This window comes from Streptomyces sp. NPDC001502, from assembly GCF_042894785.1.
In the GTDB taxonomy this organism is placed as follows: Bacteria; Actinomycetota; Actinomycetes; order Streptomycetales; family Streptomycetaceae; genus Streptomyces; species Streptomyces kutzneri.
In genome coordinates, this window is record NZ_JBIAVW010000015.1 from 174,043 (window position 1) to 193,876 (window position 19,834).

Here is a 19,834-nt window from a genome sequence, read left to right on the forward strand (position 1 = left end):
AGGAAGGCCGTACTTACCTGGGCTTTTGCGGGTCGGCGACCGGGTGACGAGGGTGTTCGCGGGGTGTTTCGCGACGAGCGACAAACCACATGCCATGGCACAAATCCCCCAAGGGCTCATGATGAGCCCCATCCAATGTGGGAGAGGCGCGCCATGGAGCCGATGAAGCTGATTGCATGCAATCCGCAGGTCCTCCTCGAACGGGCCAGGGGCGCTCTTCTCGGACTCGCCGTCGGCGATGCGCTGGGCGCCCCCGCGGAGAACATGAAGCCGTCGGAGATCCGGGCGAAGTGGGGCCGCATCGAGGGGTTCGTGTCGGAGGACCCGGCGGGCACGGACGACACCGAGTACGCGATCTTCTCGGGGCTGCTGCTGGCCCGCCACGGCTCGGCGCTCACCGTCTCCCACGTGGAGCGGGCCTGGCACCACTGGATCGCCGACCTCGACGAAGGCCCGTTCCGGGGCGCCGGGTTCTCGGAGCGCGGCACCCTGGAGAACCTCCGCCGGGGCCTGGCCGCGCCCATCTCCGCCCAGCACCGGCACGCGTGGTCGGACGGCCTGGCCATGCGGGCCGCGCCGTTCGGCGTCTTCGCCGCGGGCCGGCCCGCGGAAGCGGCCCGGCTCGTCGCAATCGACGGCTCGGTCAGCCACGACGGCGAGGGCATCTACGGCGGCCAGGCGGTCGCGGCGGGCGTGGCCGCGGCCATGGCGGGCGGCTCCCCCGCCTCGGTGATCTCGGCGGCCCTGTCCGTGATCCCGTCCGACTCCTGGACGGCCCGCTCCCTGCGCCGGGCGGTCACCGCCGCCCCGCGCGGCGAACGGGCGGTGCGCTCGGCGGTGGTCATCGGCGGCTACCCGTGGACCGACCTGGCCCCGGAGGCGGTGGGCCTGGCCTTCGGCGCCTTCGCCGCCTGCCGGGGCGACTTCCCGTCCTCCGTCCTCACCGCCGTGAACATGGGCCGCGACGCCGACACCACCGCGGCGGTGGCGGGCGCCCTGGCCGGCGCCCTGTCGGGCGCCGCCGCGATCCCCGCCGCCTGGTCCTCGGCCATCGGCCCGGTCCGCGGCAGCTGCCTCCCCTCGATGCGGGGCTACCACGTCCTGGACATCGCGGACCTCCTCACCCCGGAATGCGAGGCCGCCCGATGACCCTCACCCCGGACGACCGGACGCCGGCGCTGCCCCCGGCGAATCCGACCCCGAGTACGGGCACGGCTGCGGCACCGGTAGAGCGGGGCCCCGGGGACCCGCCCCCGAATGACCGGGCCCCCCGGGCCGAGGCACCGCCCCTTCGGCTGCCGGGGCCGGCCCCGGTGATCCCGGCGGAGCAGCAGGGGCCCGAGGGCCTGCCCTCGACCGAGCGGGGCCTCGGGAGCCCACCCCCCTGGGGCCGAGCTCAAGCCGGCGCGCCACTGCACACCCTGCCCCCTGCCCCGGCGGAACGGGAGCCCGTGACCCCGCCCCCGGGTATGGGTCCGGCCCCGGCGGAACGAGGGCCCGTGACCCCGCCCCCGGGTATGGCCTCGGCAGAGCCTCGGCCCGGGATCGTGCCTCCGGGCGAGCGGGGACCCGGGGACCCGTCCCCGGCCGGGCGGAAGCTCCTGGGCGCGGGGGCGGGGGCGCGTGTCGTGGTCCGCGCCGGGCAGCACGCCCCGGGCGCGCCCGGGACCGGAGCCGGGGCGGGGGCCGGGACCGTGGTCCCCGTGGCCGGGGTCGGCGGTCCCGGGGCGGCCGCGGGGGCAGCGACCGTGGTCCGGGTCGGGCAGCACGCTGCGGGCACGGCCGAGCCCGCCCGGGCGCAGGCCCGTACGACCGCAGCCGCAGGCACGACCGGGGCCGAGGCGGTGCCCGGGGCGGCCGCCGGGGCAGGGACCGTGGTCCGGGTCGGGCAGCACGCTGCAGGTACGGCCGACCCCGCCCGGGTGCAGGCCCGTACGGCCGCAGCCGCGGGCACGACCGGAGTCGAGACGGTGTCCGGGACCGGTGCGAGGGTCATGGCCGGGGTCGTGGCCGGGATCAGGGTCCGGACCCCGGAGCGTCCCGCCGAGCTCCCCGCAGGGGCCCGGCCCATCGAGGGCCTTCTGCTCGGGCTCGCCGCAGGCGACGCGGCCGGGTGGCCCGCCGCCCGCCACCGCGCCAGCCGGATGCCCGAGTGGACCCGCCGCCTCACCCGCGAGCTCGACACCTTCGCCGAGCAGAACGCCACCACCACCCTCCCCGTCCCCATCGCCCTCAACCAGCCGCCCGAACCGCTCCGCCTCGGCCCCTCAGACGACGCCGAATGGGCCGCCTTCGTCGCCGAGTCCGTCCTCACCGCCGCCGGTGTACTGCTCAGCGACCTCTCCCGGTCCCGCCGCATGCGCGCCGCCATCGACCTCGCGTGGAACGCCCTCGCCTCCGAGGTCGCCGCGGCAGCGGAACGCGCACCCGAGGTCGAGTCCGCCGTCCTCCCCCTCCGCGCCCGGATCTCCGTCCGCGCCGGACTCGGCAATCTCGCCACCGGTCTGCGCCCGCCCGCCACCGGCCACGACAACCCGCACTACTTCGACGACGCCGCCTGCGTCCGCGCCTGCGTCCTCGCCGTCGTGCATCCCGGCGACGCCCGGGCCGCGGCCGACCTCGCCGAGTTCGACGCCCGCTACACCCAGGACGGCGACGGGGTGCACGGCGCCCGCGCCATGGCCGCCGCCATCGCCACCGCCTTGAGCGCCACCGGTGCCGACGACGCCGTCGACGCCGCCGTGGACGCCGCCCTCGCGCAGCTCCCCGAGGCCACCGAGATCGGCCGCAACGCCCGGCACGCCGTCCGCCTCGCCCGTACCCACAAGGACGGCGGCGCCTTCGCCATCGTCCCCACCCTCGAACACGAGATCGTCGACCACGTCTACAGCTACGGGATCGCCGCCGCCGAGACCGTCCCCGTGGCCCTCGCCCTCGCCACCGCCGCCCGCGGCAGGATGACCGAGGCCGTCCCGGCCGCCGCCTGCCTGTCCCGCGTCGCGGACTCCGCCCCCGCTCTGGCCGGCGCGCTGACCGGCGTCCTCGGCGGCGGCGACTCGATCCCCGCCGCCTGGCGCGAGGCGTGCCGCACCCTCTCCGGCTGCGCCCTCCCGCGTCTCGCCGGCACCGACCTCGTGGAACTCGCCGCGCTCCTCGCGGCCACGGAACTCACCTCACCCAAGGGATGATTCGGACATGACGCTCACGTTGGAGGACCGGGCCCGCGGCGCTCTCGTCGGAGCCGCCGTCGGCGACGCGCTCGGCGGCCCGGTGGAGGGCTGGACCCCGGACCAGATCGTGGAACGGCACGGCGGCCGCGTGCACGGCATCGTCGGCCCCTGGCACGAGGACTGGCGCACGGCCCGCCCCATCGCGCCGTACCACAAGGGCGACGGGCACGTCACGGACGACACCCTGATGACGCACGCGCTGGTACGGGTCTACGAGGCCGTACGGGACCACCTCGACGCCTACGCGATCGCCGACCACCTGGTCCCCGACCTGATGTCCACGCCCCGCTGGATCCCGGAACTGGAGGCCGAGGCACTGCCGTTGCAGCGGATCTTCCTCGCCGAGAAGTGGATCGTGACCCGGCTGCACTACGCACACGCCGACCCCCGCGAGGCCGGCAACGGCAACATCGTCAACTGCGGCGCGGCGATGTACATGGCGCCGGTGGGCATCGCCAACGCGGGCAATCCGGCGGGCGCGTACGCGGAGGCGCTGGACATCGCCGGTGCGCACCAGTCGTCGTACGGACGGGAGGCGGCGGGCGTGTTCGCGGCGGCGGTGGCGGCCGCGTGCGTGCCGGGCGCGACGGCCGCCTCGGTGGTGGACACGGCCCTGTCCCTGGCCAAGGACGGCACGCGCGACGCGATCGCGGCCGTCCGCGAAGTGGCCGCCGGCCATCGGGACTTCGAGTCGGCGCTGGCCCCGCTGCGGGCGGCGGTGACCCCGTACGACTCGGTCGGCCCGGACTACCGCGACCCGTCGCTCGGCGCCCGCCGTCCCTCCCGCCTGCACGCCATCGAGGAGCTCCCGGTCGCGCTGGGGATGCTGCTCGTCGCGGACGGGCGGTACGAGACCGCGGTGCTCGGCGCGGTCAACTACGGCCGGGACTGCGACTCCATCGCCACCATGGCGGGGGCGATCGCCGGGGCCCTGGGCGGCGAGGCCGTGGTCCCGGCCGCCTGGGCCAAGCAGGTAGCCGAGGCCAGCCGCCTCGACCTGCACGCCCCGGCGGACGCGCTGGCCGCGGTGGCCCGGGAGATCTTCGCCCTCGACCGCTCCCGCCGCCGGTCCCACGAGTCGGCCTTCACCGCGATCGCGGACCCCCGGTGACGGGCACCGCCGGGCCGGCCCCGGCCGCTCCTGCGCGCCCGCCGCGGACGGCCCAGGGGGCGGGCCCGGCGTGCGAACCGCTCCGGCTCACCTGGGCGCAGCCCGAGGACCTGGTCGGGCACGAGCTGCGCCAGGCGGCGGAGGACGGCCGGGATCCGGCCCCCGCCCTGCGCGCCTGGCTCGCGGCAGGCGGCCACCCCGCCCCGGACCGCGCGGGCGCCTCCCCCACCCCCGCCCCACCGGAACTCCGCGCCCTGGCCACCCGCCTCCTGGACGCCCTGGCACAACTCCCACCCCCCTCCGGAGCCGACGAACCCCACTCCTGGCCCGCCATCCGGGCCACCTGGCCGACCCCGGATCACGTGGAACGGCGCACCGCCCTCCCGGACCCGGCGGCCCGACCGCCCGCAGGGCCGGGGAACGGGGCCACCACCCCGCGCCCCGCACCGGCCCGTGCAGCAGAGGCCACGGCCGGACCGCCCGGCGCCCCCGGAGCCGCACCGGCCCGCACAACAGAGGCGGCGCCCGGGGCGACGCCCCCGGGCACGGAGCCGGAGCCCGGCCACGGCCCGCCCCGCGCAGCGGAGGCCCTGCCCGCACCCGATCCCCGGCAACTGACCCCCGGCGGACCGGCGGACCGGCCCACCGAACTCCCGGACCCGCCAGACCCGCCGGACCACCCGGGCGAACACCCGACCGCAGGTCCGGGGACACGGGCCACCACCCCGCGCCCCGCACCGGCCCGTGCAGCAGAGGCCACGGCCGGACCGCCCGCCGCGGGGCGGGAATCCCGGCCGCCCGGCGCCCCCGGAACCGCACCGGCCCGCACAACAGAGGCGGCGCCCAGGGCGACGCCCCCGGGCACGGAGCCGGAGCCCGGCCACGGCCCGGCCCGCGCAGCGGAACCCGCACCCCCGGCCGGCGCCCGCGCGGCGCAACCGCCGGGCGGCGCCGGGCCGCACCCCCTGCTGACGACCGGGCCGGAGGCCACCCGGCTGCGGACCCGGCTGGAAGCCGCCTGGCTCGGGCGGGCCGTCGGGTGTCTGCTCGGGAAGCCCGTCGAGAAGCTGCCCCTGGAGGGGATCCGGGCCCTGGCCCGCGCCGCCGGCAACTGGCCGCTGAACGACTGGTTCAGCGAACGCGGCGTACCGCCCCGGGTGCTGGCCGCCCACCCCTGGAACCGCCGCTCCGCCCCCACCTCCCTCGCCGAGAACATCGACGGCATGCCCGAGGACGACGACCTCAACTACCCCCTCCTCGGGCTGCTCCTGCTCCAGCGCCACGGCAAGGGCTTCACCACCGCCGACGTGGCCCGCCTCTGGCTCGACGAGCTGCCGGCCGGGCGGACCTTCACCGCCGAGCGCATCGCCTACCGCAATCTCCTCCTCGGCCTGGAGCCGCCCGTCACCGCCACCCACCACAACCCCTTCCGCGAGTGGATCGGCGCCCTCATCCGCGCCGATGTCCACGGCTGGACCAATCCGGGCGATCCGGCCACCGCCGCGGCCCAGGCCTACCGGGACGCCGCCCTGACCCACACCGGCAACGGCGTCTACGCCGCCCTCTTCGTCGCGGCCGCCACCGCCACCGCCGCCACCGGCCGGTCGGACGTCCACACCGCGCTCCGGACCGGGCTGGCCTTCGTACCGCCCCGCTCGCGCCTCGCCGAGGCCGTCCGCTTCGGGATCCGGGCGGCCCGCGCGGAGCCGGAGGACTTCGACCTCGTCGTCGACCGGCTGCACGCCCGCTACGGGCACTACCACTGGGTCCACGCCGTCCCCAACACCGCGCTGATCGCCGCCGCCCTCACCCACGCCGACGGGGACTTCTCGCACTCCGTCTGCCGCGCCGTGTCCGGCGGCTGGGACACCGACTCCAACGGGGCCACGGCCGGTGCCCTCGCCGGGCTGCTCACCGGCTCCCCGGACGCCCTCCCGCACCGCTGGACGGCGCCGCTGAAGAACCGCCTCGCCACCACCGTCCCCGGCTTCGACGGCATCGGCTTCGACGCCCTCGCCCATCTCACCGCACAGGAGGCAGCACGCTCATGACGGCCATCGCCGTGCTCGGCAGTACGAACATGGACCTCGTCGCCTACGTCCCCAAGGCCCCCCGCCTCGGGGAGACCGTCACCGGCCGGGCCTTCCGCACGGTCCCCGGCGGCAAGGGCGCCAACCAGGCCGTCGCCGCCGCCCGCTCCGGCGGAGAGGTGGTGATGATCGGCGCGGTCGGGGCCGACGAGTTCGGCGTACGGCTGCGCTCCGCGCTCACCGCGGCCCGGGTCGACACGGCGGCCCTGCGCACCGTCGAGGGCGCCAGCGGCACCGCCCACATCACGGTGGACGACGAGGGCGGCAACAGCATCATCGTCATCCCCGGCGCGAACGCCGCCGTCACCGGTCTGGAGACGGGGGACGAGGCCCGGATCGCCGCCGCCGGTTCCCTCCTCCTCCAGCTCGAACTGCCCCTCTCCGCCGTCCTCGCCGGGGCCCGCGCCGCCCGCGCGCACGGCGTCCGTACGGTGCTCACCCCGGCCCCCGCCCAGCTGCTGCCCGCCGATCTGCTCGCCGCCACCGACCTCCTCGTCCCGAACGAACACGAGGCCGCGGCCCTCACCGGGCTCACCGACCCCCTCCAGTGCGCCGAGGCCCTGCTGGCCGACGTGCCCGAGGTGGTGATCACCCTCGGAGCGGCGGGGGCGCTGTACGCCGCCCGCGGCCGGGAGCCGCTGACCGTGCCCGCGCCCCGGGTGCGGGCCATGGACACGACCGCCGCCGGGGACACCTTCGTCGGCGCCCTCGCCGTGGCCCTGGGCGAGGGCCGGCCGATGCCCGAGGCCCTGCGCTGGGCCTCGGCGGCGGCCGCGCTCTCCGTCCAGCGCCCGGGAGCCCAGGACTCGATGCCGACCCGCGCCGAGACCGACGTCTTCGCCGCGGCGCAGCGCGGAGCCGCCTCGTGACCTCCGACGGGCGCCGGCCCCCGAGCTGCTCCGGCGGGGCTGGGAGTGTGTCGGAGCGATCCCCGCAGGGCGCCGAACGCACCACCGCCGCGCTTTCCGACCCCGGACACCGTTCGGCGCCCGAGGAGACGCCCCGGCGCGCGCCCGGCCCCACCGAAGCCACCGCCCCCGCCGAAGCCCGGCCAGGGCAAGGGCCGCTGGAAGGGCTCCGGGTGCTCGACCTGGCCACGCTCTTCGCCGGGCCGCTGACCGCCACCCTGCTCGGCGACTTCGGCGCCGAGGTCGTCAAGGTCGAGCACCCCGGCCGTCCCGACCCCTCGCGCGGCCACGGCCCCGCCAAGGACGGCATCGGCCTGTGGTGGAAGCTCCTCGGCCGGAACAAGCGGACGATGACGCTCGACCTGTCCGCCCCGGGCGGCCGGGACACCCTGCTGCGCCTGGCCGCCACCGCCGACGTGGTCGTCGAGAACTTCCGCCCCGGCACCCTGGAGAAGTGGGGGCTGGGCTGGCCCGAGCTGTCCGCCGCCAACCCGCGCCTGGTCCTGGCGCGCGTCACGGCCTTCGGCCAGCACGGCCCGTACGCCCACCGTCCGGGCTTCGGAACGCTCGCCGAGGCGATGAGCGGTTTCGCCGCGATCACCGGGGAGCCGGACGGGCCGCCGACCCTGCCGCCCTTCGGGCTCGCCGACTCGATCGCCGCGCTGACCTGCGCGTACGCCGTGATGACCGCCCTCGCCGGGCGGGACCGCACCGGGCACGGTCAGGTCGTGGACCTGGCGATCGTCGAGCCGATCCTCACCGTGCTCGGCCCGCACCCGCTCTGGTACGACCAGCTCGGCTACGTCCAGCCGCGCACCGGCAACCGCTCCGCGAACAACGCCCCCCGCAACACCTACCGCAGTGCCGACGGGCGCTGGCTGGCGGTCTCCGCCTCCGCGCAGTCCATCGCCGAGCGGGTGGTGCGGCTGGTGGGCCGGCCCGAGCTGATCGCCGAGCCCTGGTTCGCGACCGGCGCCGGGCGGGCCCGGCACGCGGACGTGCTGGACGAGGCGGTCGGCGGCTGGATCGCCCGGCACAAGGCCGAGGAGGTGGTCGCCGCGTTCGAGGAGGCCGAGGCGGCCGTCGCCCAGGTCTACGACATCCGGGACGTGATGGCCGACCCGCAGTTCGCGGCCCTCGACACGGTCACCGAGGTCGAGGACCCGGAGCTGGGCCCGCTGCGCATGCAGAACATCCTCTTCCGGCTCTCCGAGACCCCGGGCGGGATCCGCTGGGCGGGCCGCCCGCACGGCGCGGACACCGACGAGGTCCTGACCGAGCTCGGGCTGACCGAGGCCGAGATCACCGCACTGCGGACCGAGGGAGCCCTGTGATCCTGACCTGGCTGTACGCGCCCGGCGACCGTCCCCAGGTGGTCGCCAAGGCCCTGGGCTGCGGGGCGGACGCCGTCATCGTCGACCTGGAGGACGCGGTACCGGCCTCGCGCAAGGAGTACGCGCGCGCCGCGACCGCCGATCTGCTCGCCGAGCGGCCCCCGCTCCCCGTCCACGTCCGCGTCAACGCCCTGGAATCGCCCTGGGGCGGCGCCGACCTCACCGCGCTCGGCGGGCTGCACGGACTCGCGGGGCTGCGGCTGCCCAAGATCAGCGCCCCGGGGCAGATCACGGCCGTCGCGGAGCGCACCGGCGGGGTGAACCTGCACGCCCTGCTCGAATCGGCCGTGGGCGTGGAGCGCGCGTACGAGATCGCCCGTGCGCACCCCGCCCTGCGCGGGCTCTCCCTCGGCGAGGCGGACCTGCGGGCCGACCTGGCCGTCAGCGCGGAGACGGGCCTGGACTGGTGCCGCTCCCGGGTGGTGGTCGCGGCCCGGGCCGCGGGGCTGACGCCCCCGGCGCAGTCGGTGTTCCCCGACATCCGGGACCTGGAGTCGCTGGCCGTCTCGTGCGCCCGCGGCCGCTCCCTGGGTTTCCTCGGCCGGGCGGCGATCCATCCGCGCCAGCTCCCGGTGATCGAGCGGGCCTACCTTCCGGCGGACGAGGAGGTCAGCGCCGCCGTGGAGGTGCTGAGCGCCGCCCGCGCCACGCCGGGTGCGCTGGCCCTGCCCGACGGGCGGTTCGTGGATCCGGCGGTCGTGGCCGCGGCGCACCGCACCCTTGAGCTCGCCGCTCGCATGGCCGCCCGCTGACCCCGGCCGCCGTTCACGCGGAGCCCCCGCCCCGGGCTCCGCCCGAAACCCCCCGACGACCGACCGTGACCGTCCGCGGCGCCGTATCCCAGGGCTCCGCCCCGGACCCCGCGCCTCAATCGCCGGCGGGGCTTGATGTGGCGCGGCGCCCTGTCCCAGGGCTCCGCCCCGACCAGGCTCGGACGCCGGCGGGGCTGGATTCGGCGAACGCGAAGGGGGGTGCCGCGGTGTATGCGGCACCCCCCTTCGCAGAGCGATCAGGTCAGCGCTTGCCCGGCTCCGGGGCCTCGGCCTTGGCGGGGGCGTCCTTCGTGAGGACGGGCGTCTTGGCCTCGGCGGGCTCGGGCTTCTCCGCGTCAGCGGCTTCGGCGGGGGCGTCCGCGTCGGCCGGAGCCGCGCCGTCACCGTCCTTGCCGCCGGAGGTGTCCGGCTCGACGACCGACTCGCGGCCCGGCCGCAGCTTCGCCGACAGCACCAGGTAGACGACCGCGAGCACGAAGACGACGATCGAGGTCCAGACGTTCAGCCGGACGCCCAGGATGTGGTGCGCCTCGTCGACGCGCATGTACTCGATCCAGCCGCGGCCGACGCAGTACGCGGCGACGTACAGGGCGAAGGCCCGTCCGTGGCCGAGCGTGAAGCGGCGGTCGGCCCAGAGGACCAGCAGCGCGACACCGACGCACCACAGCGACTCGTACAGGAAGGTCGGGTGGTAGGTCCCGGCGTCACGGTTCGGGCCCGCGGTGATCTCCACCGCCCACGGCAGGTCGGTGGCCCGGCCGTACAGCTCCTGGTTGAACCAGTTGCCCCAGCGTCCGCAGGCCTGGGCCAGCGCGATACCCGGGGCCAGGGCGTCCGCCCAGGCCGGCAGCGGGATCCCGCGCAGGCGGCAGCCGATCCAGGCACCGACCGCGCCGAGCGCGATGGCGCCCCAGATGCCGAGTCCGCCCTCCCAGATCTTGAAGGCGTCGACCCAGTTGCGGCCCGCGCCGAAGTAGAGCTGGTAGTCGGTGATCACGTGGTAGAGGCGACCACCGACCAGGCCGAAGGGCACGGCCCACACGGCGATGTCCGCGACCGTGCCCGGCTTTCCGCCGCGCGCGATCCATCGCCTGTTGCCGAGCCAGACGGCGACGAAGACGCCGATGATGATGCAGAACGCGTAGCCGCGGAGCGGGATCGGTCCGAGATGGATCACGCCGGTCGACGGACTGGGGATGTAAGCAAGGTCCATGGCAGACATGACGCTACCTTGCCGGGCGGTGCGCACCGCAACCCGCCCGGCAAGACGAAACCAAATCCAGACATGGAACCGGCTGCGGTCAGTCCTCCGAGGACCCGCTGGAGGAACCGCTGGAGGTCCCACCGGTGGACCGGTTCGAGGACCCGCCGGAGGAGGATCCGCCCGATCCCGTGCGCGAGGCCGACGGCGAGGCCTTCGCCCCGGTCTTGTCCCCGGGCTTGTCCGCGGCCTTCGCTCCGGATCCGGGGGTCGCGCTGCCCGACGGTGAGGCCTTCTCGGCCCCGGCCCCGGCGTCCGCGCCTCCCGAGCCCTTGGCCGCGGCCTCCACCTGCTCCTTCAGCTTCTGCGGGGTCACCTGGTTGGCCTGGTCGGAAAGGATGTCCTTGCCGTTCAGCAGCACGGTCGGGGTGCCCCGGAACCCTCCGGTGGTGAAGGAGGTGTCCGACTTGGCCACCCAGCTGTTGTACGTGCCGTCCTCGACGCACGAGCGGAATCCGGGGGTGTCCAGCCCGTCGACCTTGCCCGCCAGTTCCAGCAGCTTGGCGTTCTTGCCGAAGGCGTCGTCGATCTCCTGCGGCTGGTTCTGGAAGAGGAGGTCGTGGTACTCGGTGAACTTGCCGGCGTCCTGCGCACAGGCGGCCGCGTTGGCCGCCTTCAGCGAGCCGCTGCCGCCCATCCTCCGGTCGATGAGCGTGACCAGGTGGTAGTCGACCTTGAGCAGCCCCTTGGCCTCCAGGTCGTGGATGACGTCGCGGTACTTGTCCTCGAAGAACTTGCAGGAGGGGCAGCGGAAGTCCTCCCACACGGTGAGGGAGGACTTCGCCTCGGGCTTGCCCGCCTGGATGGCGAGGGCGTCCTTTCCGGTGGCCCCGGAGGGGGCGACCACCGGGCCCGCCTTGGCGGAGCCGCTCTTGCCGGTGTTGGCCGCGATCACGCCGACGACGGTCGCCAGGCCGAGGACGCCGACCACCGCCGCCGCCACGACGAGGGTCCGCCGGCGCTTGTCCCGGGTCTTCTGCCGCTCGCGCTCCACGAGGAGTCGTTCCCGGGCCGATCGTTTCGTCGCATCGCGGTTCGCACCGTCGTTCTTCTCGCTCACGCTCCGCCAAACGAAGCAGGGAGGCACACGCGTGCCTCCCTGCCCGCACTTCCACCCGATCGGGCTACAGAACCCGATCAGACATCCGTGGCTGTGATCGAACGCGCGTCAGCTCCGGCGCACGCCTTCCGCGAGCTCCCCGGCGAGCGCCCGTACGGCGTCCAGCCCGGCCGGCAGGTCCGGCGCGTCCAGGAGCAGCTTGACGAAGGCCGAGCCGACGATGACGCCGTCGGCGAAGCCCGCGACCTCCTTGGCCTGTACGGCGTTGGAGACGCCGAGGCCGACGCAGACCGGCAGGTCGCTGGTGGCGCGGGTGCGGCGCACCAGATCGGCGGCCTGGTTGCCGACGGACTCGCGGGTGCCGGTGACTCCCATGAGGGAGGCGGCGTAGACGAAGCCGGAGCCGGCCGCCGTGATGGTGGCCAGGCGGGCGTCCTTGCTGCTGGGAGCCACGACGAAGACGGTCGCCAGACCGTGCTTCTGCGCGTGCTCGCGCCACAGCGCGGACTCCTGGACCGGCAGGTCGGGCAGGATGCAGCCGGCGCCGCCCGCCGCCGCCAGCTCGGCGGTGAACCGCTCGACGCCGTAGCGGTCGATGGGGTTCCAGTAGGTCATCACCAGGACCGGGGCCCCGGTCGCCTCGTGGGCCTCGCGGACCGTGCGGATCACGTCGGCGATCTTGACTCCACCGCGCAGGGCGATGTCGTCGGCGGTCTGGATGATCGCGCCGTCCAGCACCGGGTCGCTGTGCGGGAGGCCGATCTCGACCACGTCCGCGCCGCCCTCGATGACGGCCTTGACCGCCTCGATGGCGCCGTCGACGGTCGGGAAGCCCGCCGGGAGGTAGGCGACGAGGGCCGCGCGGTCCTCGGACTTCGCCTTGGCGAGGGTGTCGCTCAGCAGCTGGAGGTTCCCGGTGCTCACTTGTTCTCCCCCTCGCCGTCGTACAGCCCGAAGTAGCGGGCCGCCGTGTCCATGTCCTTGTCGCCGCGACCGGACAGGTTGACGACCAGCAGGCCGTCCTTGCCCAGCTCCTTGCCCAGGTCGAGGGCGCCCGCGAGGGCGTGCGCCGACTCGATCGCCGGGATGATCCCCTCGGTGCGCGAGAGCAGGCGCAGGGCCTGCATGGCCGCGTCGTCGGTGACCGCGCGGTACTCGCCGCGGCCGGAGTCCTTGAGGTAGGAGTGCTCCGGGCCGATGCCCGGGTAGTCCAGGCCGGCCGAGATGGAGTACGGCTCGGTGATCTGGCCCTCCTCGTCCTGGAGGACGTAGGAGCGGGAGCCGTGCAGGATCCCGGGCTCGCCGGCGGTCAGCGTGGCCGCGTGCTCGCCCGTCTCGACGCCGTGCCCGGCGGGCTCGAAGCCGACCAGGCGGACGCCGGCGTCCGGGATGAAGGCGTGGAAGAGGCCGATGGCGTTGGAGCCGCCGCCGACGCAGGCCGCGACGGCGTCCGGCAGCCGGCCGGCGCGCTCCAGGATCTGGCGGCGGGCCTCGACGCCGATGACCCGGTGGAAGTCGCGGACCATGGCCGGGAAGGGGTGGGGGCCGGCGACCGTACCGAAGAGGTAGTGGGTCCGGTCCACGTTGGCGACCCAGTCGCGGAACGCCTCGTTGATCGCGTCCTTGAGCGTCCGGGATCCGGACTTCACGGCGATGACCTCGGCGCCCAGCATGCGCATGCGGGCCACGTTGAGGGCCTGGCGCTGGGTGTCGATCTCGCCCATGTAGATGGTGCACTCAAGGCCGAAGAGCGCGCAGGCGGTGGCGGTGGCCACGCCGTGCTGCCCGGCGCCGGTCTCGGCGATGACGCGGGTCTTGCCCATGCGCTTGGTGAGCAGCGCCTGGCCCAGCACGTTGTTGATCTTGTGCGAGCCGGTGTGGTTCAGGTCCTCGCGCTTGAGGAAGATCCGGGCGCCGCCGGCGTGCTCGGCGAAGCGGGGCACCTCGGTGAGGGCGCTCGGGCGGCCGGTGTAGTTGACCATGAGGTCGTTGAGCTCGGCCGCGAAGGCCGGGTCGCCCTTGGCCTTCTCGTACTCGACGGCGACCTCGTCCACGGCGGCGACGAGCGCCTCCGGGATGAACTTGCCGCCGAAGTCGCCGAAGTAGCCCTCGGCGTTGGGAACGTGACCCTCCGGGTCCGGAATGAAGAACTCGCTGGACATGTCCAGTGCTCCTACGGGTGCGAGATGCGGCGGGGTGGATTCACCGTATTGCGCCGCCCGCCCGTGCCGCGCACACCCCGCTGGGGGATGTCGTGCGTACGGTGCGGGGCGGCCCGCGTCCGGGGCCGGCGGCCCGGGACGTCAGGCCGTACGGGAACTGCGCGCGGCGCGGTACGTCTCGCGTACCGGGCCGCGGCGGCCCTCGTTACAGCGCGCCTCCGCGGCGCCATCGCATGCCGTTGACCTGACCGGGCTCGGAGCCGATCACGTACCGGACCCGCCGCCCGTGCACGCGCCGGGCCGGGGCGCGGCAGCCGCGGGGGCGGCAGCCGCGCGCCAGGGGCGCGTGAGCCGTCGGCACGGCGACCGGGCGGGAGCCCGGCCGGGTGCGGACGCAGGAGCGGTCGTGGGCCATGGGTACGGGTCAGCTCCGCCCGTGGCGCAGGGCGGGGTGGGCACCGGCGGCGACGAGGTCGGCCACGGCCGCCTTCGGGTCGCGGCCGGTCACCAGGGACTCCCCGACGAGGACGGCGTCGGCGCCCTCGTTGGCGTAGGCGATCAGGTCGTGCGGGCCACGGATGCCGGACTCGGCGATCTTGACGATGTGGTCCGGGATCTCGCCGACGACGCGCTCGAAGGTGGAGCGGTCGACCTTGAGGTCCTTGAGGTTGCGGGCGTTGACGCCGATGATCTTGGCACCGGCGGCGACCGCGCGCTCCACTTCCTCCTCGTCGTGGACCTCGACGAGCGGGGTGAGACCGATGGACTCGGCCCGCTCGATGAGGGAGACGAGGGCCTCCTGCTCCAGCGCCGCGACGATCAGCAGGACGAGGTCGGCGCCGTAGGCGCGGGCCTCCCAGAGCTGGTACGCCGTGACGATGAAGTCCTTGCGCAGGATCGGGATGTCCACGCGGGCGCGGACGGCCTCCAGGTCGGCCAGCGAGCCGCCGAACCGGCGCTGCTCGGTGAGGACGGAGATGACCGCCGCACCGCCCGCCTCGTAGTCGGCGGCGAGCCCGGCCGGATCGGCGATGGCGGCCAGCGCGCCCTTGGAGGGGCTGGAGCGCTTGACCTCGCAGATCACCTTGACGCTGTCGCCGCGCAGGGCAGCGACGCCGTCCTTGGCCTGGGGCGCCTTGGCGGCACGCTCCTTGAGCTCGTCGAGGCTCACGCGGGCCTGCCGTTCGGCAAGGTCTTCGCGGACCCCTTCGATGATCTCGTCGAGCACACTCACGCGAGCGGCCCCCTTCCGGGTCGATGACGGTCGGCCGCCTTGCAGACAAGTACAGAAGCAAGGTCGGCATTCAAATGGTATCCGCAGGAGGCGTTGCCCTCCGCACGCGGTTGACGCTGTCCCAGTAACTGGACATTCGGAATCCGTGCTTCATAGGGCCTGCCCAGGGGGCTCAGGGCGCCAGAGCGGAGCCGAAAGAGAGATTTCGGACAATGACGAAAACCAGTGCCAGCGCACCGAGCGCCCACCAGTACCTCGGACGCAGGACGATCCTCGGGGTCGGCCCGCCGCGGAACGCCCGGACCAGCCACAGGGCCATGAACCCCGCGAAGACGAAATAGCCCGCGACCGCGAGCGCGTTCGCCCCGAGAGCGGTGACCAGATCGCCCTGCGCGAAGGCGTGCGCGCTGCGCAGGCCGCCGCAGCCCGGGCACAGGATGCCCGTCAGCCGGAACAGCGGGCACACCGGGTAATGGCCGGGCTCGTTGGGATCCACGGTGCCCACGTACGCGAAGGCCGCGGTGACCCCGGCCAGGTAGAACGCCGGGACGGCGAGCCGCCGGGCCCGGGACGGGGACGGCCGCTCGGCGGGCTGCCCCGGCCCTCCGGGCACGGGTGCCGGTGACGGCGGGGCATCGGGGGTACGAGAGGCGTCCACCTGCTGATTCTCTCCGCTCATGACAAAAGGCGCAGCCCGGCGGGGCCGCGCCTTTCGGCTGCGTTGCTTCGGACCGCGTCGCTACGGACCGCGCCGCTCGCTCGCTCAGACCTTGGCGGGAACCTTGGAAGCGGCGATGACCTCGGCGAGGTCCTTGTGGGCGGGCTTCGGCGCGCCCAGGCCCGCGGCCCGCATCCCCAGGCCGACGACACCGCCGAGCGCGACGACGACGAGGCCGGCCCAGAAGCCGAGCGGGTTCGCGATCACCATGAAGGCGCCGGAGATGCAGAAACCGATGAAGGCGATGATGACACCGGTCCAGGCGGCCGGGGTGTGTCCGTGGCTAGTGCCCGCCATGAGTTGCTCCTCGTTGCTCTGTCGCGCTGCTGTGTCGAACGTGCGGTCTGTGTCGGACGCTCGGCGACCATTGTCCCGCACCGGGCGGCTTCGCCGTCCAGGGGGGTCGGGTCAGTGAGCCCGGTCGGCGCCCGGGTCGCTGGTCGGGTCCTCGCCCCGGTCCAGAGCCTTCCACAGATCTTCCGGCCGGTCCGGATCAACCGCTGCGACAGTCCGGGCACGCGGGCTGCCGTCACGCTCGTAGCGGCCTCCCATGGAGGGCCAGCTCCGGCCGAAGCGCAGGGCCAGCAGACCGGCGGCGAGGATCAGGACCGCGCCGGCGGCCGTGACGTAGGGCCAGGTCGTCTGGGTCAGCCCGGCCACGTGCGCGGCGCTGTCGGCGGTCGTACGGGCGGCCTGCGCGTCCAGGACGCGGCGGCCGTCGGCGCCGAGAACGGCCGACAGGGCCGCGCCCAGGCCGCTGAGCGCGAGCAGCCCCGACACCAGCAGCCGGCTCTTGCCGCGTACGGCGAAGACGGCGACCAGTGCGGCGAGGCCCACGATGGCCAGCGCGGCGGGCAGGCCGGTGACGGCCCGCCCGTCGGCGGTCAGCTGGAGCGAGTCGCTGCCGATGGCGGCGGTGCCCCGGGCCCAGGTCCGGCCGGAGGCGAGCAGGACGACGGTGGCGCCCAGGGCGCCGAGCAGCAGGGCGACGGCCACACTGCGGCGGCCGCCGCGGCTGTCGGGAGCCTCGGGCTCGGACTCGGCGTCGGCGTCGTTTCGGGGCGGGGGTACGGCACTCACGTACCCCACTATCCCTTACGGCCTCAGGAGCCGTGGAGGCGGTTCGCCGCTCCCACCGCGCGCAGCACGGCGGCCGCCTTGTTCCGGCACTCGTTGTCCTCCAGCTCGGGCACCGAGTCCGCGACGACACCGGCTCCGGCCTGCACGTACGCCGTGCCGTCGCGCAGCAGGGCGGTACGGATGGCGATGGCCGTGTCGGAGTCCCCGGCGAAGTCCAGGTAGCCCACGCAGCCGCCGTAGAGGCCGCGGCGGGAGGGCTCCAGCTCCTCGATGATCTGCATGGCGCGGGGCTTGGGCGCACCCGAGAGGGTGCCGGCCGGGAAGCAGGCGGTGAGCACGTCGAAGGCGGTCTTCCCCTCGGCCACGCGCCCGGTCACGGTGGAGACGATGTGCATGACGTGGGAGTAGCGCTCGATCGACATGAAGTCGACGACCTCCACCGATCCCGGCTCGCAGACCCGGCCGAGGTCGTTGCGGCCCAGGTCGACGAGCATCAGGTGCTCGGCGCGCTCCTTGGGGTCGGCCATCAGCTCGTCGGCGAGGTCGTTGTCCTCCTGCGGGGTCGCGCCCCGGTGGCGGGTGCCCGCGATGGGGTGGACCATGGCCCGCCCGTCCTCGACCTTGACCAGCGCCTCGGGGCTGGAGCCGACCACGTCGAAGCCGTTCTCGAAGCGGAAGAGGTACATGTACGGGGACGGGTTGGTGGCCCGCAGCACCCGGTAGACGTCCAGCGCGGAGGCGTGGCAGGGGGTCTCGAACCGCTGCGAGGGCACCACCTGGAAGGCCTCGCCGGCCCGGATGCGCTCCTTGATGTCCTCGACGGCCGCCTGGTACTTCTCGCCGCCCCAGAGGGCGGAGAACTCGGGCAGCTCGGAGGCGGGCAGCGCGGCCGGCACGTAGGGGGCGGGCCGCGCGAGGTCGGCCTCCATCGCGTCGAGGCGGGCCACGGCGTCCGCGTACGCCTCGTCGACCCCGGAGTCGAGGTCGTTGTGGTTGATGGCGTTGGCGATGAGCTGGACGGTGCCGTCCCAGTGGTCCAGGACCGCCAGGTCGGAGGTGAGCAGCATGGTCAGCTCGGGCAGCTCCAGGTCGTCGGCGGTGTGCTCGCCGATGCGCTCCAGGCGGCGGACGATGTCGTAGCCGAGGTAGCCGACCATGCCGCCGGTGAAGGGCGGCATGCCGCCCGCGAGGTCGCGGGGGGTGTGCAGGGCCTCGACGGTGGCGCGCAGGGCGTCGAGGGGGTCGCCGTCGGTGGGTACGCCGACGGGCGGGGTGCCGATCCAGTGCGCCCGGCCGTCCCGGGCGGTCAGGGTGGCGTCGCTGCGGACCCCGATGAAGGAGTACCGGGACCAGGAGCGGCCGTTCTCGGCGGACTCCAGGAGGAAGGTGCCGGGGCGTTCGGCTGCCAGCTTGCGGTAGAGCCCGACGGGGGTGTCCCCGTCGGCCAGCAGCTTGCGGCTCACGGGGATGACGCGGCGGTCGGCCGCGAGCTTGCGGAACGTCTCAAGATCCATTTCGGGGGACCCTACCTAGTCGGCTGCGCGGAGGAGGACATCTTCGTCGAAACAGGTGCGCGCCCCGGTGTGGCAGGCCGCTCCGACCTGGTCGACCTGGACGAGCACGGTGTCGGCATCGCAGTCGAGCGCGACGGATTTCACGTGCTGGAAGTGGCCGGACGTGTCCCCCTTCACCCAGTACTCCTGGCGGCTGCGGGACCAGTAGGTGCAGCGGCCGGTGGTGAGGGTGCGGTGCAGGGCCTCGTCGTCCATCCAGCCGAGCATGAGCACCTCACCGGTGTCGTACTGCTGGGCGATGGCCGGGACCAGCCCGTCCGCGGAACGCTTGAGGCGCGCGGCGATGGCGGGGTCGAGGTTGCCGGGGCGAGGGGACGTACTCATGTGGACATTGTGCCGGGCCGGGGCGGGGGTGTTGATCCCCGTCCGCCTGATGGGCGGGTGTTCGACGGGTTCCCGCCGTAGGCTGGCCCGCATGTCTACCCATGCGAAGCGTGAACGTCTGCTCTTGGCGGACCTGTTGGAGGCGGCCGGTCCGGAGGCCCCCACGCTGTGCTCCGGCTGGACCTGTCGCGAGCTGGCCGCGCACGTGGTGGTCCGCGAGCGGCGGCCTGACGCGGCGGGCGGCCTGCTGCTGAACGTGCTGAAGGCCCGCCTGGACAGGGCGATGGAGGAGTACACGGCCAAGCCGTACGAGGAACTGATCCAGTTGATCAGGACCGGCCCGCCGAGGTTGTCGGTGTACGCGCTGAAGCAGATCGACGAGGCGGCGAACGCGGTCGAGTTCTACGTCCACGCGGAGGACGTCCGCCGGGCGCAGCCGGACTGGTCCCCGCGGGAGCTGGACCCGGTCTTCTCCGACGCGCTGTGGTCCCGGCTGGAGAAGCTGGCCCGCCTGACGGGCCGGCGCTCGCCGGTGGGCCTGGTGCTGAGGCGTCCCGACGGGCGGACGGCGGTGGCGCGCAAGGGTGCGCCGGTGGTCACGGTGACGGGCGAGCCGGGGGAGCTGACGCTGTTCTGCTTCGGCCGTCAGGCGGCGTCGTCGGTGACGCTGGACGGCGAGAAGGAGGCCGTCGCCAAGCTGACGGTGGCGTCCCTGGGCCTCTAGCCTGGCCGGCCGGGTGCGGGTCCCGTTCCGGGGTGCGGGTCCCGTTTCCGGGTGCGGCCCGGTGGCCGCCCTTGCCCTGGCCGGGCGGTGCGTTTCTGGTGCGGCCCGGTGGCCGCGCCTCAAACGCCGGCGGGGCTGGGTTTGGCCGCCTGGCCGGGGGCGTGGTCAGTCGGTCGGCGGGGCTGGGTTTG

18 protein-coding genes and 1 pseudogene are annotated in these 19,834 nt (G+C 74.7%); 8 read left to right on the plus strand and 11 right to left on the minus strand.

Annotated features, from left to right (window positions below):
• The first annotated feature begins 162 nt into the window (after positions 1 to 162).
• The 7 genes from ACFY0D_RS25635 to ACFY0D_RS25665 all read left to right on the plus strand — a co-directional run bounded on the left by ACFY0D_RS25635 (position 163) and on the right by ACFY0D_RS25665 (position 9,485).
• A complete protein-coding gene (locus ACFY0D_RS25635; RefSeq protein WP_301371725.1) occupies positions 163 to 1,149 on the plus strand; it encodes an ADP-ribosylglycohydrolase family protein in 987 nt (328 codons plus the stop codon).
• 845 nt (positions 1,150 to 1,994) lie between these two features.
• Positions 1,995 to 3,188 carry an ADP-ribosylglycohydrolase family protein gene (locus ACFY0D_RS25640; protein ID WP_390800409.1) on the plus strand — a complete coding sequence of 398 codons (1,194 nt, stop codon included), beginning with the start codon at positions 1,995 to 1,997 and terminating at the stop codon, positions 3,186 to 3,188.
• A gap of 7 nt (positions 3,189 to 3,195) precedes the next feature.
• On the plus strand, positions 3,196 to 4,341 hold the full coding sequence (locus ACFY0D_RS25645) for an ADP-ribosylglycohydrolase family protein (protein WP_390800388.1): 1,146 nt from the start codon (positions 3,196 to 3,198) through the stop codon (positions 4,339 to 4,341).
• A gap of 590 nt (positions 4,342 to 4,931) precedes the next feature.
• Positions 4,932 to 6,392 (plus strand): ADP-ribosylglycohydrolase family protein, encoded by a 1,461-nt coding sequence (locus ACFY0D_RS25650; protein WP_390800410.1) that lies wholly within the window; start codon positions 4,932 to 4,934, stop codon positions 6,390 to 6,392.
• Positions 6,389 to 7,300 carry a ribokinase gene (gene rbsK / locus ACFY0D_RS25655; RefSeq protein WP_390800389.1) on the plus strand — a complete coding sequence of 304 codons (912 nt, stop codon included), beginning with the start codon at positions 6,389 to 6,391 and terminating at the stop codon, positions 7,298 to 7,300. Before ACFY0D_RS25650 ends, rbsK begins: the two co-directional genes overlap by 4 nt.
• Before the next feature lie 197 nt (positions 7,301 to 7,497).
• Entirely contained in the window at positions 7,498 to 8,673 is a 1,176-nt protein-coding gene (locus tag ACFY0D_RS25660) for a CaiB/BaiF CoA transferase family protein (RefSeq protein ID WP_390800411.1), read from the plus strand.
• Positions 8,670 to 9,485: an HpcH/HpaI aldolase/citrate lyase family protein gene (locus tag ACFY0D_RS25665; RefSeq protein ID WP_390800390.1), complete on the plus strand. Its 816-nt coding sequence runs from the start codon at positions 8,670 to 8,672 to the stop codon at positions 9,483 to 9,485. Before ACFY0D_RS25660 ends, ACFY0D_RS25665 begins: the two co-directional genes overlap by 4 nt.
• A 262-nt stretch (positions 9,486 to 9,747) precedes the next feature.
• Here ACFY0D_RS25665 and lgt read toward each other — a convergent pair whose 3' ends face one another.
• From lgt to hisI, 11 genes and pseudogenes are all read right to left on the minus strand, one after another.
• Positions 9,748 to 10,719 carry a prolipoprotein diacylglyceryl transferase gene (gene lgt, locus ACFY0D_RS25670; RefSeq protein ID WP_390800412.1) on the minus strand — a complete coding sequence of 324 codons (972 nt, stop codon included), beginning with the start codon at positions 10,717 to 10,719 and terminating at the stop codon, positions 9,748 to 9,750.
• A gap of 316 nt (positions 10,720 to 11,035) precedes the next feature.
• A pseudogene (locus ACFY0D_RS25675) lies at positions 11,036 to 11,827 on the minus strand (DsbA family protein); the annotation flags it as partial.
• 108 nt (positions 11,828 to 11,935) lie between these two features.
• On the minus strand, positions 11,936 to 12,751 hold the full coding sequence (trpA, locus tag ACFY0D_RS25680; protein WP_266390515.1) for a tryptophan synthase subunit alpha: 816 nt from the start codon (positions 12,749 to 12,751) through the stop codon (positions 11,936 to 11,938).
• The gene (gene trpB / locus ACFY0D_RS25685) at positions 12,748 to 13,989 is read right to left on the minus strand and encodes a tryptophan synthase subunit beta (protein WP_301371719.1); all 1,242 of its coding nucleotides are present in this window, start codon (positions 13,987 to 13,989) and stop codon (positions 12,748 to 12,750) included. The genes trpA and trpB overlap by 4 nt, the downstream gene beginning before the upstream one ends.
• Positions 13,990 to 14,194: 205 nt before the next feature.
• Entirely contained in the window at positions 14,195 to 14,404 is a 210-nt protein-coding gene (gene trpM / locus ACFY0D_RS25690; protein WP_351159567.1) for a tryptophan biosynthesis modulator TrpM, read from the minus strand.
• Between the two features lie 9 nt (positions 14,405 to 14,413).
• On the minus strand, positions 14,414 to 15,223 hold the full coding sequence (trpC, locus tag ACFY0D_RS25695; RefSeq protein WP_030012837.1) for an indole-3-glycerol phosphate synthase TrpC: 810 nt from the start codon (positions 15,221 to 15,223) through the stop codon (positions 14,414 to 14,416).
• Between the two features lie 172 nt (positions 15,224 to 15,395).
• Positions 15,396 to 15,881 carry a DUF2752 domain-containing protein gene (locus ACFY0D_RS25700; protein WP_390800391.1) on the minus strand — a complete coding sequence of 162 codons (486 nt, stop codon included), beginning with the start codon at positions 15,879 to 15,881 and terminating at the stop codon, positions 15,396 to 15,398.
• A 105-nt stretch (positions 15,882 to 15,986) separates the two neighbouring features.
• Positions 15,987 to 16,238, minus strand: coding sequence for an HGxxPAAW family protein (locus tag ACFY0D_RS25705; protein WP_030724546.1), 252 nt, complete (start codon positions 16,236 to 16,238; stop codon positions 15,987 to 15,989).
• A 111-nt stretch (positions 16,239 to 16,349) separates the two neighbouring features.
• Positions 16,350 to 17,030 (minus strand): TIGR02234 family membrane protein, encoded by a 681-nt coding sequence (locus tag ACFY0D_RS25710; protein ID WP_390800392.1) that lies wholly within the window; start codon positions 17,028 to 17,030, stop codon positions 16,350 to 16,352.
• Positions 17,031 to 17,044: 14 nt separating this feature from the next.
• Positions 17,045 to 18,535, minus strand: coding sequence for an anthranilate synthase component I (locus tag ACFY0D_RS25715; RefSeq protein ID WP_351159577.1), 1,491 nt, complete (start codon positions 18,533 to 18,535; stop codon positions 17,045 to 17,047).
• Positions 18,536 to 18,550: 15 nt separating this feature from the next.
• Complete coding sequence (gene hisI / locus ACFY0D_RS25720) at positions 18,551 to 18,919, minus strand: phosphoribosyl-AMP cyclohydrolase (RefSeq protein ID WP_030012381.1); 369 nt, start codon at positions 18,917 to 18,919, stop codon at positions 18,551 to 18,553.
• Between the two features lie 91 nt (positions 18,920 to 19,010).
• On the opposite strand from hisI, the gene ACFY0D_RS25725 reads away from it, so the two are divergent.
• Positions 19,011 to 19,643 carry a TIGR03085 family metal-binding protein gene (locus ACFY0D_RS25725; protein ID WP_390800393.1) on the plus strand — a complete coding sequence of 211 codons (633 nt, stop codon included), beginning with the start codon at positions 19,011 to 19,013 and terminating at the stop codon, positions 19,641 to 19,643.
• Positions 19,644 to 19,834 lie beyond the last annotated feature (191 nt).